Consider the following 14,040-nt stretch of genomic DNA (forward strand, 5'->3'; position numbering starts at 1 on the left):
GGAGGGAAAAGGGGCGGGCCCCGCTCCCGGTGCTGTGCGACACCAGGGGCGGGGCCCGTCCGAAAAGCTGTCCGACGACTGTGCGGGCGGCCGGATCAGCCGTACGGGCGAGTCAGCCGACCAGCTGCTCGTACGCGGGAAGCGTCAGGAAGTCCGCGTAGTCCGCGTCCAGGGAGACGTGGAGCAGCAGGTCGTGGGCCTGCTGCCACTTCCCGGCCGCGAAGGCCTCCTCGCCGATCTCGGCGCGGATCGCGGCCAGTTCCTCGGCGGCGACCTTGCGGGCCAGCTCCGGGGTGGCCGCCTCGCCGTTCTCGAAGACGACGCCCGCGTTGATCCACTGCCAGATCTGGGAGCGGGAGATCTCGGCGGTGGCCGCGTCCTCCATCAGGTTGAAGATGGCGACGGCGCCGAGGCCGCGCAGCCACGCCTCGATGTAGCGGATGCCGACCTGGACGGCGTTGCGCAGGCCGTCGTAGGTGGGCTTCGCGTCGAGCGAGTCGATCGCGATCAGGTCGCCGGCCGCGACGGAGACGTCCTCGCGCAGGCGGTCCTTCTGGTTCGGCTTCTCGCCGAGGACGGCGTCGAAGGAGGCCATCGCGATCGGCACCAGGTCGGGGTGGGCGACCCAGGAGCCGTCGAAGCCGTCGCCGGCCTCGCGGTCCTTGTCTGCCTTCACCTTCTCGAACGCGACCTTGTTGACCTCGGCGTCCCTGCGCGACGGGATGAAGGCCGCCATGCCGCCGATCGCGTGCGCGCCGCGCTTGTGGCAGGTGCGGACGAGGAGTTCGGTGTACGCGCGCATGAACGGGGCCGTCATCGTGACCGCGTTGCGGTCCGGCAGGACGAACTTGGCGCCGCCGTCGCGGAAGTTCTTGACGATGGAGAAGAGGTAGTCCCAGCGGCCCGCGTTCAGACCGGCGGCGTGGTCGCGGAGCTCGTAGAGGATCTCCTCCATCTCGTACGCGGCCGTGATGGTCTCGATGAGGACCGTGGCGCGGACGGTGCCCTGCGGGATGCCGACGTAGTCCTGGGCGAAGACGAAGATCTCGTTCCAGAGGCGGGCCTCCAGGTGCGACTCCGTCTTCGGCAGGTAGAAGTACGGGCCCTTGCCGAGGTCGATCAGCCGCTGGGCGTTGTGGAAGAAGTACAGGCCGAAGTCCACGAGCGCGCCCGGCACCGGCCGCCCCTCGAAGGTGAGGTGGCGCTCCTCCAGGTGCCAGCCGCGCGGCCGCATGACGACCGTGGCCAGCTCCTCGGCGGGCTTGAGGGCGTACGACTTGCCCGAGCGCGGGTCGGTGAAGTCGATGTTCCGGGTGTACGCGTCGATCAGGTTGAGCTGGCCCAGGACCACGTTCTCCCAGGTCGGCGCCGAGGCGTCCTCGAAGTCGGCGAGCCACACCCGCGCGCCGGAGTTGAGCGCGTTGATCGTCATCTTGCGGTCGGTGGGACCGGTGATCTCGACCCGGCGGTCGTTCAGGGCCGCCGGGGCCGGCGCGACCTTCCAGGAGTCGTCGGCGCGGATCGCGGCGGTCTCCGGGAGGAAGTCCAGGGTGGACGTGCGGGCGATCTCGGCGCGGCGCTCCGCCCGGCGGGCGAGGAGCTCGTCCCGGCGCGGGGTGAACCGGCGGTGCAGTTCGGCGACGAAGGCCAGGGCGGCCTCGGTGAGCACCTCTTCCTGGCGCGGCAGGGGCTCGGCATCGACGACGGCCAGGGGGGACGGCGCTGGTGCGGACATGAACTGTCACTTCCTTCAGCGGACTTCGCGGGCGGTGCCAGGCGGCCGCCGGGCGTCACGGGACGGCACGGAGTGCCACCGGAGCCGAGATACGGCCGCGAGCGCCTTCTGAACCGACAGGCGCTTCTGAACAGTGGATACTAGTTTCCTCATGGTGGAAGTTCAATGGTTTGTTGATGTCGAGATTCTCCGGATCGACAGAACAAGGCGCTCAGTGCCAGGCCGCTCACTCCGGGTCGCCCACCCGGAATGACCCGTTCCGTAACGCCGGCCCCGCCGTGCCCGCTCCCGGCCGTGCACGTCGCCTCCCCCGCTCCGGGGCGTTCACTCCAGGCGCGCCAGGTCCTCCTCCGTGTCGATGTCGTAGGGCTTCGCCACGTCCGAGCAGTCCACCGGCGTGATCGCGTCCCGGTGCGCCGCCAGGTAGTCCCGCGCGCCCCGGTCGCCCACCGCCGTCTCCGCGACGCCCGCCCAGTGTCCGGCGCCGAACAGCACCGGATGCCCCCGCCGCCCGTCGTACGAGGCCGCCGCGAGCGAGTCCCGCGAGCCGTACGCCGCCCGGACCCGGGCCACCGCCTCCGCCCCGATCCCCGGCTGGTCGACCAGGGACACGAGCGCCGCGTCCACCCCGTGCGGGTCGGCGGCGAGCGACGCGAGCCCGGCCCGGAGCGAGGAGCCCATCCCCTCCGCCCACTCCGGGTTCTCCACCAGGACGCATCCGGGCAGCTCCGCCCGCTCCCGCACGGCGTCCGCCGACGCCCCGAGCACCACGTGCACCACCTCGCACCCGGCCGCCCGCAGCACCCCCACCGCGTGTTCCACCAGGGGGCGGCCCCGGTGCGTGAGGAGCGCCTTGGGCCTGCCCCCGAGCCGCCGCCCGCCTCCGGCGGCGAGCAGCAGGCCGGCCACGACGGGGGCGCGGTCGGGGGTGAGCGGGTCGGTTCGGTCTTCCGGAGTCGTCATGGAGACTGCATACCGCATCCGGACGGAAACACACGGTTGCCCGAATCAGCCTTGCGGGGGGTGGCGCGTGGGGTGGCGAAGGAGTTAACTGGCCCGACTCGCGGCGCCCGACCGCCGTCCGGAGTCGTCCGGAGGGGGCGGTCCGGGGCGTTCCGCGTGCTCGGGGTGTGGAGTGGTGTGGAGTTCTGCGCACAGAGTCGTGCGAGGGGGAGAGCCATGTTGCGAAGCGTGGAGCAGAGGCCGGTGGGCAGCGACGAGGGCGTGGACCCCAGGGTGACCGGACTGAGGTCGGCCGTGTCCCGCCTCCGGCGCGAACTGGCCTCACACCGCGCCGAGTTGGTGGACCGTGAGATCGCCGAGGGAGAGCTCGCGGCGCTCGACGCGATGGCGCTCGGCGGTGCTCCGGAGGTACGGCGGCTGCGCCGCTCCCTGCTGATCGTCGCGGGCTGCGTCGGCTCCGTCAGCGCGCTCGCCGACGCCCTCGCCGGGGTCCGCCACGCCGTCGAGCTGTTCGGCGCGCCGCCGGAGCGGGGCGCGGGGAACTGAGGGGCCGTCGGGCGGCGGCCCGGACCCGGGGCAACTGAGGGGCCGTCGAGCGGCGGCCCGATCCCGGGTGCCTACCGCCTGATCAGACGCCGGGCCGTCGCCGCCGCCACCGCCGCCGTGCGGGAGTCCACGCCCAGCTTCGCGAAGACGTGGACCAGATGGGACTTCACCGTCGCCTGGCTCAGGAACAGCGCCTTGCTGATCTGCGCGTTCGACAGGCCCTCGCCGACCAGCTGGAGCACCTCCAGCTCCCGCTTGGTCAGCGCCTCCGCCGGGGTCCGCATCCGGTCCATCAGCCGGTGCGCCACCGCCGGCGCGAGCGCCGACTGGCCGGCCGCCGCCGTCCGGACCGCCGCCGCCAGCTCCTCCGGCGGCGCGTCCTTCAGGAGGTAGCCGGAGGCGCCCGCCTCCACCGCCGCCAGGATGTCCACGTCCGTGTCGTACGTCGTCAGGACCAGCACCTTCGGCCCGCCCGGCGCCGCCGTGATCGCCGCCGTCGCCTCCGAGCCGTGCATCCCCGCGCCGAACTGGAGGTCCATCAGGACCACGTCCACGCCCCCGGCGGCGGCCAGCTCCACTGCGCGCTCGGCGGTGGCGGCCTCCGCGACGACCGCGAAGTCCGGCTCGGTGTCCAGGACCGCGCGCAGGCCCGCCCGTACCACCGGATGGTCGTCGGCGAGCAGGAGACGGATGGTCATGCGGTACCTCCGGCGGTGGGGGAGCGGTCCTCGGGGGACAGCGGCAGGGAGACGGCGACGGCGGTGCCCTGGCCGGGCGCGGACTCGACGGTGAACGTGCCGCCGAGCGACTCCGCCCGCGCCCGCATCGCCGGAAGCCCGAAGCCGCCCTCGGACGAGGGGCGTACGGAACCGGGCTCGAAGCCCTCCCCGTCGTCGACCACGTCCAGGGTCACCGACGCGTCCATGAACGACAGGGTGATCTCCGCCCGCGAGGCCGAGGCGTGCCGCACCGTGTTCGCGAGGGCCGACTGCGCGATCCGCAGCAGCGCCACCTCGTACGGGGTCGGCAGCTCCACCGGCGTCCCGCTCACCGAGAACCGGACCCGTGGCCCGGCTTCCGACCCGTACGCACCCGCCCCCGGCCCGCACAGGCGCTCCAGGGCCGCCGCGAGCGACCCGTGCTCCAGGTCCGACGGCGTCAGGGCCCGGACGAAGCGCCGCGCCTCCGCCAGGTTGTCCTGCGCGGCCCGGCGCGCCCGCTCGATGTGCCCGGCGGCGGGCGAGTCCGGCGGCAGCGCCCGCTCGGCCGCCCGCAGGAGCAGCTGGATCGAGGACAGGCCCTGCGCGAGCGTGTCGTGGATCTCCCGCGCGAGCCGCTCCCGCTCGGCCAGCGTCCCCGCGTGCCGCTCCGCCGCCGCCAGCTCCGCCCGCGCCCCGATCAGCTCCTCGATGAGCCGGCGCCGCCGCTCGCTCTCCCGGTACAGCGCCTGGTAGCCGAGGACCGTCGCCACCGCGACCGCCGCGCCGAGCAGCGGCCCGATGAAGACCCCCGGGTTGAGCGCGGCGCCGTGCCCCACGTACGAGAGGATCGCCGCGCCCGCCGTCAGCGCCACCGCCGGCAGCGACCAGCGGACGGGCAGCAGGTGCAGCTGGAGGAAGTACAGCGGGAACGCCACCCAGAGCGCCTCCGGCGTCAGCCAGAGCATCGCCAGCCAGGACGCGCCCAGGACCCCCAGCCAGACGGCGGCGGCCCGCCGGGAGGTCCGTACCGGAGGCAGGTACGACCCCGCCGCGTAGACCACCCCCGTCACCGCCGCCGCCACCGTCCCGGCCGCCGAGTGCGCCCGCACCGCCGCCAGGACGAGCAGGCCCGCCATCAGCAGGTGCAGACAGAGGCGCAGCACGAACGGGGCGGGGGTGAGGGGACGCCGGGCGGGGCGGGGGGAGGAGTGGGGAGCCATGATCCCTCCAGGGTAGGCAGAGGGCGGGCGACCCGGCTCAACCGAAAGTTTGATCGCTGAGCCATCCCCGGCGCGATGCCCGCGAGGGGGTGCGCGGACCAGGCTGGGCGGCATGTTCGTGGCATGGAGAGACATGGGATTCGCCAAGGGGCGGTTCGCCCTCATGGGTGCGGTGGTCGTGCTGATCACCCTGCTCGTGGGGCTGCTGTCCGGGCTGACCGCCGGACTCGCGCGGGAGAACGTCTCCGCGATCACCGGGCTGACCGCCGACCGGCTGGCCTTCGCGGCGCCGCCGCCCGGCCGTTCGGCCTCCTTCACCGACTCGGCGGTGACGGAGGAGCAGTGGCGGGCGTGGGCGGAGCGGCCCGGGGTGACGGGCGCGGAGCCGCTCGGCATCCGCACCCTCGGCGCCGTCGCCGGCGACCGCACCGCCTCCGTCTCCGCCTTCGGTACGGAACCGGGGTCCGGGCTCGCCCCCGGCCCCGTCGCCCCCGGGAAGGCGGTCCTGTCGGAGTCGGCGGCCGAGGAGCTGGGCGCGGGCACCGGGGACGCGGTCCGGCTAGGCCCCCTGGAGGTCGTCGTCGCGGCCGTCTCCGGCGACGCCTCGTACAGCCACACCCCCGTCGTGTGGACCTCCCTGGACGACTGGCAGGAGGTCGGCCACAGCGGCACCACCGCCCGGGAGCAGGCCACCGTCATCGCCCTGCGCGGGGGCGGCGGGACCGACTGGGCGGCCGGCGACGCGGCCCTCGGCACCGAGGCGCGGACCGTCGGGGACGCCCTGACCGCCATCGGCTCCTACCAGGCCGAGAACGGCTCCCTCCAGCTCATGCGCGGCTTCCTCTTCGCGATCTCCGCGCTGGTCATCGGCGCCTTCTTCACCGTCTGGACCATCCAGCGCGCCGGTGACGTCGCCGTCCTCAAGGCGCTCGGCGCCTCCACCCCGTACCTCCTGAAGGACGCCCTCGGACAGGCCGTCCTCATGCTCCTCGCGGGCACCCTGCTCGGCACCGGGCTCGCCGTCGGCATCGGCGCCCTGATCGGCGGCGGGGACGTGCCCTTCGTCCTGGAACCGCTCACCGTCCTCGGCCCGGCCGCCGTCATCGTCGTCCTCGGCGTGCTCGGCGCGGCCCTGTCCGTCCGGCGGATCACCGCCGTCGACCCCCTCACGGCGCTGGGCAGCGCCCGATGAGCCACCCCGCCACGCAAGGGAGCGCCCGATGAACCCCCTCACCACCCACCGGAGCACCCGATGAGCCTCGTCCTCGACGGCGTCACCCTCACCTACCCCGACGGCGACGGCCGGCTCACCGCCCTCGACGCCGTCTCCCTCACCGTCCCCGCCGGGACCCTCACGGCGGTCGTCGGCCCCTCCGGCTCCGGCAAGTCCAGCCTGCTCGCGGTGGCCGCCACCCTCGTCACCCCGGACCGGGGCCGGGTCGTCGTCGCCGGTACGGACGCGGGGGCGCTCACCCCGGCCGCCCGGGCGGAGCTGCGGCGCGAGCACGTCGGGATCGTCTTCCAGCAGCCCAACCTGCTGCCCTCGCTGAACGCGGCGGAGCAGGTGCAGGTGATGGCCCACCTGTCGGGCCGTCCCCCGAAGGCGGTACGGGGCCGGGCCCTGGAACTGCTCGACGCGGTGGGCCTCGCGGACCTGGCCGGGCGCCGCCCGCACCAGCTGTCGGGCGGCCAGCGCCAGCGCGTCAACATCGCGCGGGCCCTGATGAACGAGCCGTCCGTCCTCCTGGTGGACGAGCCGACCAGCGCCCTCGACCACGAGCGCGGGGCGGCGGTCATGGACCTCCTCGCCCGCCTGGCGGGGGAGCGGGGCACGGCGACGGTCCTGGTCACCCACGACCGGACCCATCTGTCCCGGGCGGACCGCACGGTCACGGTCCGGGACGGGCGGCTGACGGAGTCCGTACCGGTGTGACGCTCCCCGGTACGCGCGAGGGCGCCCGGAACCAGGCCGGTTCCGGGCGCCCTCGCGCGCGGTGCGGGTCAGCCCTGGCCGTTCCCCGCCGTGTTCGCCAGCGCCGCCGACAGGTCGCGCGCCACCTCCTGGAGGATCGGGACGATCTTCTCCGTGGCCGCCTCGGTGACCCGGCCCGCCGGGCCCGAGATCGAGATGGCGGCGGCGGTGGGGGAGTCCGGCACGGAGACCGCGAGGCAGCGGACCCCTATCTCCTGCTCGTTGTCGTCCACCGCGTACCCCGCCTCGCGGACCGCCACGAGCGCGTCGAGGAAGCCCTCGGGCGTGGTGATGGTCTTCTCGGTCGCGGCCGGCATGCCGGTGCGGGCGAGCAGCGCGCGCACCTCCTCCGGCGGGGTGTGCGCGAGGAGCGCCTTGCCGACGCCGGTCGAGTGCGGCAGGACCCGCCGGCCGACCTCGGTGAACATGCGCATCGAGTGCTTGGACGGCACCTGCGCCACGTACACGATCTCGTCGCCGTCGAGCAGCGCCATGTTCGCGGTCTCGCCGGTCTCCTCGACCAGCCGGGCGAGGTACGGCCGGGCCCAGGTGCCGAGGAGGCGGGCGGCGGACTCGCCGAGCCGGATGAGCCGGGGGCCGAGCGCGTACCGCCGGTTGGGCTGCTGGCGCACGTAGCCGCAGGCGACCAGGGTGCGCATCAGGCGGTGGATGGTGGGGAGCGGCAGCCCGCTGCTGGCGGAGAGCTCGCTCAGCCCGACCTCGCCCCCGGCGTCGGCCATCCGCTCCAGGAGGTCGAAGGCGCGCTCGAGGGACTGGACGCCCCCGCTCGCGGCGGGTTTGGCGGCGTCGGTGGTGCTGGCGCTGGACGTCGGCACGTCACGGTCCTTTCGGGGCGGGCGGGCAAGGCAGCAGCCTACCGGGCCACCGGCCGGGGCACACGGCCCCGGTCCCGGCGTCGGCGCCGGTCAGGGGGTGTTTGTCCGGTGTCGGCGCAGGCCCGGAACGGTCCGGGACGGCCCCGCATGTGCGGAGCTACGTTCTACTGTACGAAATTTACATTCCACTTCGTGGAAACGTCCAAGCCGGATTCGACGGTCCGGATGCTGGAAGTGTGCCCTTGACGACATGTCGTCCGGAAGTGAAGACTCCTTCAACAGTTCGTTGAATTTCTCCGTGGAGACCGCCCCGAGCAGGGACGGCCCCCTCCAGGAGCAGTGGAAGAAGGGGTACGGGTGGACATCGACCTGGTCCTGCGCTCGACGCGCGTCATCACCCCCGAGGGGACGCGCCCGGCGTCGATCGCCGTCTCCGGAGGGACGATCGCGGCCGTGCTGCCGCACGACGCCGAGGTGCCCGCCGGCGCCCGGCTGGAGGACGTCGGCGACGACGTCGTCCTGCCCGGACTCGTCGACACCCACGTGCACGTGAACGACCCCGGCCGCACCGAGTGGGAGGGCTTCTGGACCGCCACCCGCGCGGCCGCCGCCGGCGGCATCACCACCCTGCTCGACATGCCGCTCAACTCGCTGCCGCCCACCACCACCGTGGAGAACCTGCGGGTCAAGCAGGACGTGGCCCGCGCCAAGGCCCACATCGACGTCGGCTTCTGGGGCGGAGCCCTGCCCGACAACGTCAAGGACCTGCGCCCGCTGCACGACGCCGGCGTCTTCGGCTTCAAGTGCTTCCTGTCGCCCTCCGGCGTCGAGGAGTTCCCCGAGCTCGACCAGGAGCAGCTGGCGAACTCCCTCGCCGAGGTCGCCGGCTTCGGCGGCCTGATGATCGTGCACGCCGAGGACCCGCACCACCTCGCCGCCGCGCCCCAGCGGTCGGGCGGCGCGTACGCCGACTTCCTCGCCTCCCGGCCCCGGGACGCCGAGAACACGGCCATCGAGAACCTGATCGACCAGGCCCGCCGGCTCGACGCCCGCGTTCACGTCCTGCACCTCTCCTCCTCCGACGCCCTGCCGGCCCTCGCCGCCGCCCGGGCCGAGGGCGTGAAGATCACCGTCGAGTCCTGCCCGCACTTCCTCACCCTCACCGCCGAGGAGATCCCGGACGGCGCCACCGAGTTCAAGTGCTGCCCGCCGATCCGCGAGGCCGCCAACCAGGACGCGCTGTGGCAGGGGCTCGCGGACGGCACGATCGACTGCATCGTCTCCGACCACTCGCCGTCCACCGCCGACCTCAAGACCCCCGACTTCGCCTCCGCGTGGGGCGGGATCTCCTCCCTCCAGCTGGGCCTGCCCGCCATCTGGACCGAGGCCCGCCGCCGCGGCCACGACCTGACGGACGTCGTCCGCTGGATGTCCGAGGCCCCCGCCCGGCTCGCCGGACTCGACCGCAAGGGCGCCATCGAGGCCGGCCGCGACGCCGACTTCGCCGTCCTCGACCCCGAGGCGACCTTCACCGTCGACCCGGCCGAGCTCCAGCACCGCAACCGGATCACCGCCTACGCGGGCCGGACCCTGCACGGCGTCGTCACCTCCACCTGGCTGCGCGGCGAGCGGATCGCCGACCGCGGTGTCCTGGCCGAGCCCTCCGGCCGCCTCCTCGAAAGGAACAACTGACCCGTGAGCACCGGCATACCCTCCTTCACCGGCGACGCCAGCCCCTACGGCGGCGGCGACCCGTACGCCGACTACCGCACGGCCGACTTCCCCTTCACCCAGTACGCGGACCTCGCCGACCGGCGGCTCGGCGCGGGCGTGATCGCGGCCAACGACGAGTTCTTCGCGGAGCGCGAGAACCTGCTCAAGCCCGGTGCCGCCGAGTTCGACCCCGAGCACTTCGGTCACAAGGGCAAGATCATGGACGGCTGGGAGACCCGCCGCCGCCGCGGCGTCTCCGCCCAGCAGCCGCACCCCACCGAGGACGACCACGACTGGGCCCTCGTACGGCTCGGCGCCCCCGGCGTGATCCGCGGCATCGTCCTCGACACCGCCCACTTCCGCGGCAACTACCCGCAGGCCGTCTCCGTCGAGGCCGCCTCCGTCGCCGGCTCGCCCTCGCCCGAGGACCTCCTCGCCGACGACGTGAAGTGGACCGTGCTCGTCCCGCGCACCGCCGTCGGCGGCCACGCCGCCAACGGCTTCGCCGTCGACGTCGAGCAGCGCTTCACGCACCTGCGCGTCAACCAGCACCCCGACGGCGGCATCGCCCGCCTCCGCGTGTACGGCGAGGTCGCCCCCGACCCGGCCTGGCTCGGCGTCCTCGGCACCTTCGACCTCGCGGCACTGGAGAACGGCGGCCGGGTGGAGGACGCCTCCGACCGCTTCTACTCCCCGGCCACCAACACCATCCAGCCCGGCCGCTCCCACAAGATGGACGACGGCTGGGAGACCCGCCGCCGCCGCGACAAGGGCAACGACTGGATCCGCTACGCCCTGGTCGCCGAGGCCGAGATCCGCGCCGTCGAGATCGACACCGCCTACCTCAAGGGCAACAGCGCCGGCTGGGCCGCCCTCTCCGTCGCGGCCGAGGGCTCCGAGGAGTGGACCGAGGTCCTGCCCCGGACCCGCCTCCAGCCCGACACCAACCACCGCTTCGTCCTGGACGCCCCGGCGGTCGGCTCCCGCGTCCGGATCGACATCTACCCGGACGGCGGCATCTCCCGCCTCCGCCTCTTCGGCTCCCTCACGGAGGCCGGTACGGCGCGGCTGACCGCCCGCCACCAGGAACTGGGCGGCTGACCTCCCGGGGGGCGCCCCGCCGACGAGACGCCCCCCGGCCCCGCCCCGGCCGGGCGACCCGCCCGGCCTCCACGCCCCGAGCGGGACACGACACCCCGCCCGGCCCCCGAGGGCGCACCGGCCCGACAGCACCGGTGCGCCCTCGCGCATTCCCCCGCGCGGCCCCGGCGCCGGGAACCCCGCCGGGGTTACGCCGCGTGCCCCCCGTCCACCGAGAACTCCGCCCCCGTCACGTACCGCGCCTCCGGGCCCGCCAGGAAGGCGACCATCGACGCCACCTCGTCCGGGGTGCCGAAGCGGCCGAGGGCCGTGAGGGCCGTCTGGCCCGCCGCGAACGGGCCGTCCGCCGGGTTCATGTCGGTGTCGACCGGGCCGGGGTGGACCAGGTTCGCCGTGATGCCCCGGCCGCCCAGCTCGCGGGCGAGCGCCTTGGTCAGACCCGTCAGGGCGGTCTTGCTCAGCGTGTAGAGGGTCCCGCCGGGGCCCGGCACCCGCTGGGTCATGCAGCTGCCGATCGTGACGATCCGGCCGCCGTCGGGCAGCCGGCCCGCCGCCGCCTGGGAGGCGAGGAAGACCGCCCGGACGTTCACCGCGAGGACCCGGTCCACGTCCGCGAGGGTCAGCGTCTCCAGCGGGCCGAGGACCCCGACACCCGCGTTGTTCACCAGGACGTCGAGCCGGCCCAGGGCGTCCGCCGCCCACGCGACCGCGCCCGCCGCGTCCCCGGGGTCGGCCGCGTCGGCCCGCAGCGGCAGCGCCTTGCGGCCGGTCGCCTCGATCCGCGCCGCGACCTCCGCGGCCCGCGCCTCGTCCCGTACGTAGGTGAAGGCCACGTCCGCGCCCTCCCGGGCGAGCCGTACCGCCGTCGCCGCGCCGATCCCCCTGCTGCCGCCCGTCACCAGGACCGCCGTGCCGTTCATCGTGGACATCCCGAACCTCCGTGGAAGCACTAAGTGATTGCGGGTTCAATGAAAGTCGGGGGAGCGGTCGAGGACCGGCGGCAATCGGACGTCGAGTCCGGCACCGATGAGTTTCGCGCGGCGGCGCGGTCGGAGCTTTCGGAACACGATGGTCCGGAGAACAGACAGGAAGGGCACCCGCCATGGCCACCCTCAGCCTCACCCAGTCCCTCACCCTCGACGGCGTCGTCCAGGCCCCCGGCGGCCCCGACGAGGACCGCAGCGACGGCTTCGAGCACGGCGGCTGGTCCGTGCCGTACGGCGACGAGGACTTCGGACGCTTCATGGACGAGGTCTTCGCCCGGCCGACCGCCTTCCTCCTCGGCCGCCGCACCTACGACATCTTCGCCGGCTACTGGCCGAAGCAGACCGACCCCGACGACCCGGTCGCGAGCAAGCTGAACGCCCTCCCCAAGTACGTCGCCAGCACCACCCTCACCGAGGCCGACTGGGCCGGGACCACCCTGCTCCGCGGCGACGTCGCCCAGGAGGTCGCCGGCCTCAAGGAGCGGCTCGACGGCGAGATCCAGATGCACGGCAGCGCCGGCCTCGCCCGCACCCTCCTCGACCACGACCTCATCGACACCCTCCACCTGCTCGTCTTCCCCGTCGTCCTGGGCACCGGCCGCCGCCTCTTCACCGACGGCGTCCGCCCCACCGCCTTCCGCCCCGCCGGGACGCGCACGACCGGCACGGGCGTCGCCATCCACACGTACGAGCTCGAAGGACGGCCTTCGTACGGCAGTTACTGACCGGACACGGGCGCGGGCACGGGCCGGGCGCGGGGCGGACGCGGGGCGGACGTGGAAAGGTGTAGCCACCACGGGCCGCTCCGGGTACGGTGATCCTCCGCGTGCGAGCCGCCGAAGCCTCCACCCCGTCCAGAGAGTTGGAGGAACGGCCCCGATGTCGGCTCCGTCGTTCGCCGCCCCCCTGCCCCTCGGCGCCCCGCGCCGCGCCTGGCTCACCGACCTGCCCGTCCTGCTCGTCGCCGCCTTCTGGGGCGCCAGCTACCTCGCCGCCAAGGGCATCACCACCACCCACACGGTCGTCGCCGTCCTCGTCCTGCGGTTCGCGGTGGTGCTGCCCGTCCTCGTCGCCGCCGGATGGACCAGGCTCCGCGCCCTGACCGCCGCCCAGTGGCGCGGCGCCGGCACCCTCGGGCTCATCCTCGGCGGGATCTTCCTCCTGGAGACCTACGGCGTCGTCCACACCTCCGCCACCAACGCGGGCCTGATCATCAGCCTCACCATGATCTTCACCCCGCTCGCCGAGGCCGCCGTCACCGGCGTGCGCCCGACGCGCGCCTTCCTCACCGCCGCCGCGCTCTCCGTCACGGGCGTCGTCCTGCTCACCCAGGGCGGCGGCTTCACCGCCCCCTCGACCGGCGACCTGCTCATGCTGCTCGCCGCCCTCGCCCGTACCGTCCACGTCCTGGCCATGTCCCGGATCAAGGCGGTCCGCACGGCCGACTCGCTCTCCCTCACCACCGTCCAGCTCGGCTCCGCCGTCGCCGTGTTCGCCGTCCTCGCCGCCTTCCCCGGCACCGGCGCCTCCCCCTGGGCCACGGCCCTCGACTTCGGCCCGCGCGAGTGGGCCGGGCTGCTCTTCCTCTCCGTCTTCTGCACGCTCTTCGCCTTCTTCGTGCAGATGTGGGCCGTCCGCCGCACCTCCCCGTCCCGGGTCAGCCTCCTCCTCGGCACCGAACCCCTCTGGGCCGCCGCCGCGGGCATCGCCCTGGCCGGGGACCGCCCCGGCGCCCTCGGCCTCGCGGGCGCGGCCCTCGTCCTCGCGGGCACCGCCTGGGGCCGCCGCGCCGCCGACGGGGCCGACCGGCCCGGCAGGGCCCGCGAGGCCGACCGCCCGGGCAGGGCCCGCGAGGCCGACCGGTAGGTTCTCTCTCCATGTCCTCGTCAACACGGCCCTCGTCCACGCGCTCCCTCGTCCACACCAACGAGTTCAGGGCCCGCGCCCGCCGCACCCAGGGCTGGGGGATCCTCCTGCTCGCCGTCGCCGGCCTCCTCTGGATCTGGTGCGCCGTCCTCCTCGTCACCCCGTACGAGCAGAGCGACGGCGGCAGCCCCTGCCCCTCCCTCCTCACCAGCGAGTACGTCCACCAGGAGGACTGCGTCGAGTCGCGCGACTGGCCCGGTCTCGTCGCCCTCCTCGGCGGCTCCCTCCCCTTCGCCGTCGCCGGAGCCGCCCTCTACACCGGCGGCTCCGCCGCGCACCGGACGGCGGACTACCTCGCCGAGGTCACCCGCCTGGACTCCGCCGGCGCCTGAGACCACGGC

14 protein-coding genes are annotated in these 14,040 nt (G+C 74.3%); 8 read left to right on the forward strand and 6 right to left on the reverse strand.

Annotated features, from left to right (window positions below; all coding sequences use genetic code 11):
* Nucleotides 1-112: 112 nt before the first annotated feature.
* Entirely contained in the window at nt 113-1,735 is a 1,623-nt protein-coding gene (gene aceB / locus CP977_RS27640; protein WP_109184351.1) for a malate synthase A, read from the reverse strand.
* A gap of 324 nt (nt 1,736-2,059) precedes the next feature.
* Nucleotides 2,060-2,698 carry a nucleotidyltransferase family protein gene (locus CP977_RS27645; protein WP_152370997.1) on the reverse strand — a complete coding sequence of 213 codons (639 nt, stop codon included), beginning with the start codon at nt 2,696-2,698 and terminating at the stop codon, nt 2,060-2,062.
* A 216-nt stretch (nt 2,699-2,914) separates the two neighbouring features.
* Between CP977_RS27645 and CP977_RS27650 the strand changes: the two genes are divergently transcribed.
* Nucleotides 2,915-3,244: a DUF5955 family protein gene (locus CP977_RS27650; protein WP_062751543.1), complete on the forward strand. Its 330-nt coding sequence runs from the start codon at nt 2,915-2,917 to the stop codon at nt 3,242-3,244.
* A gap of 71 nt (nt 3,245-3,315) precedes the next feature.
* Here CP977_RS27650 and CP977_RS27655 read toward each other — a convergent pair whose 3' ends face one another.
* Both CP977_RS27655 and CP977_RS27660 read right to left on the reverse strand, forming a co-directional pair.
* The gene (locus CP977_RS27655; RefSeq protein ID WP_062751542.1) at nt 3,316-3,942 is read right to left on the reverse strand and encodes a response regulator; all 627 of its coding nucleotides are present in this window, start codon (nt 3,940-3,942) and stop codon (nt 3,316-3,318) included.
* Complete coding sequence (locus CP977_RS27660; RefSeq protein WP_152370998.1) at nt 3,939-5,165, reverse strand: sensor histidine kinase; 1,227 nt, start codon at nt 5,163-5,165, stop codon at nt 3,939-3,941. The genes CP977_RS27655 and CP977_RS27660 overlap by 4 nt, the downstream gene beginning before the upstream one ends.
* Nucleotides 5,166-5,277: 112 nt before the next feature.
* Between CP977_RS27660 and CP977_RS27665 the strand changes: the two genes are divergently transcribed.
* Nucleotides 5,278-6,357 carry an ABC transporter permease gene (locus CP977_RS27665; protein WP_062751540.1) on the forward strand — a complete coding sequence of 360 codons (1,080 nt, stop codon included), beginning with the start codon at nt 5,278-5,280 and terminating at the stop codon, nt 6,355-6,357.
* Between the two features lie 60 nt (nt 6,358-6,417).
* Nucleotides 6,418-7,098 (forward strand): ABC transporter ATP-binding protein, encoded by a 681-nt coding sequence (locus CP977_RS27670; protein ID WP_152370999.1) that lies wholly within the window; start codon nt 6,418-6,420, stop codon nt 7,096-7,098.
* Nucleotides 7,099-7,166: 68 nt separating this feature from the next.
* On the opposite strand, the gene CP977_RS27675 is transcribed toward CP977_RS27670, so the two are convergent.
* Nucleotides 7,167-7,973, reverse strand: a complete 807-nt coding sequence (locus CP977_RS27675) for an IclR family transcriptional regulator (RefSeq protein ID WP_062751538.1) — start codon at nt 7,971-7,973, stop codon at nt 7,167-7,169.
* A gap of 357 nt (nt 7,974-8,330) precedes the next feature.
* Between CP977_RS27675 and allB the strand changes: the two genes are divergently transcribed.
* Together allB and alc are read left to right on the forward strand one after the other, a co-directional pair.
* Nucleotides 8,331-9,665, forward strand: a complete 1,335-nt coding sequence (allB, locus tag CP977_RS27680) for an allantoinase AllB (protein WP_062751537.1) — start codon at nt 8,331-8,333, stop codon at nt 9,663-9,665.
* A 3-nt stretch (nt 9,666-9,668) separates the two neighbouring features.
* Entirely contained in the window at nt 9,669-10,787 is a 1,119-nt protein-coding gene (gene alc / locus CP977_RS27685) for an allantoicase (RefSeq protein WP_062751536.1), read from the forward strand.
* Between the two features lie 188 nt (nt 10,788-10,975).
* Here the strand turns inward: alc and CP977_RS27690 are convergent, their stop codons facing one another.
* Complete coding sequence (locus tag CP977_RS27690) at nt 10,976-11,716, reverse strand: SDR family NAD(P)-dependent oxidoreductase (RefSeq protein ID WP_062751535.1); 741 nt, start codon at nt 11,714-11,716, stop codon at nt 10,976-10,978.
* A gap of 173 nt (nt 11,717-11,889) precedes the next feature.
* On the opposite strand from CP977_RS27690, the gene CP977_RS27695 reads away from it, so the two are divergent.
* The 3 genes from CP977_RS27695 (at nt 11,890) to CP977_RS27705 (ending at nt 14,031) form a co-directional block, all read left to right on the forward strand.
* Nucleotides 11,890-12,498, forward strand: coding sequence for a dihydrofolate reductase family protein (locus CP977_RS27695; protein WP_152371000.1), 609 nt, complete (start codon nt 11,890-11,892; stop codon nt 12,496-12,498).
* A gap of 154 nt (nt 12,499-12,652) precedes the next feature.
* Nucleotides 12,653-13,639 carry a DMT family transporter gene (locus tag CP977_RS27700; RefSeq protein WP_062751533.1) on the forward strand — a complete coding sequence of 329 codons (987 nt, stop codon included), beginning with the start codon at nt 12,653-12,655 and terminating at the stop codon, nt 13,637-13,639.
* Nucleotides 13,640-13,650: 11 nt separating this feature from the next.
* Nucleotides 13,651-14,031, forward strand: coding sequence for a hypothetical protein (locus CP977_RS27705; RefSeq protein ID WP_062751532.1), 381 nt, complete (start codon nt 13,651-13,653; stop codon nt 14,029-14,031).
* Nucleotides 14,032-14,040: the final 9 nt, after the last annotated feature.

Source organism: Streptomyces cinereoruber, from assembly GCF_009299385.1.
Lineage (GTDB): Bacteria > Actinomycetota > Actinomycetes > Streptomycetales > Streptomycetaceae > Streptomyces > Streptomyces bikiniensis.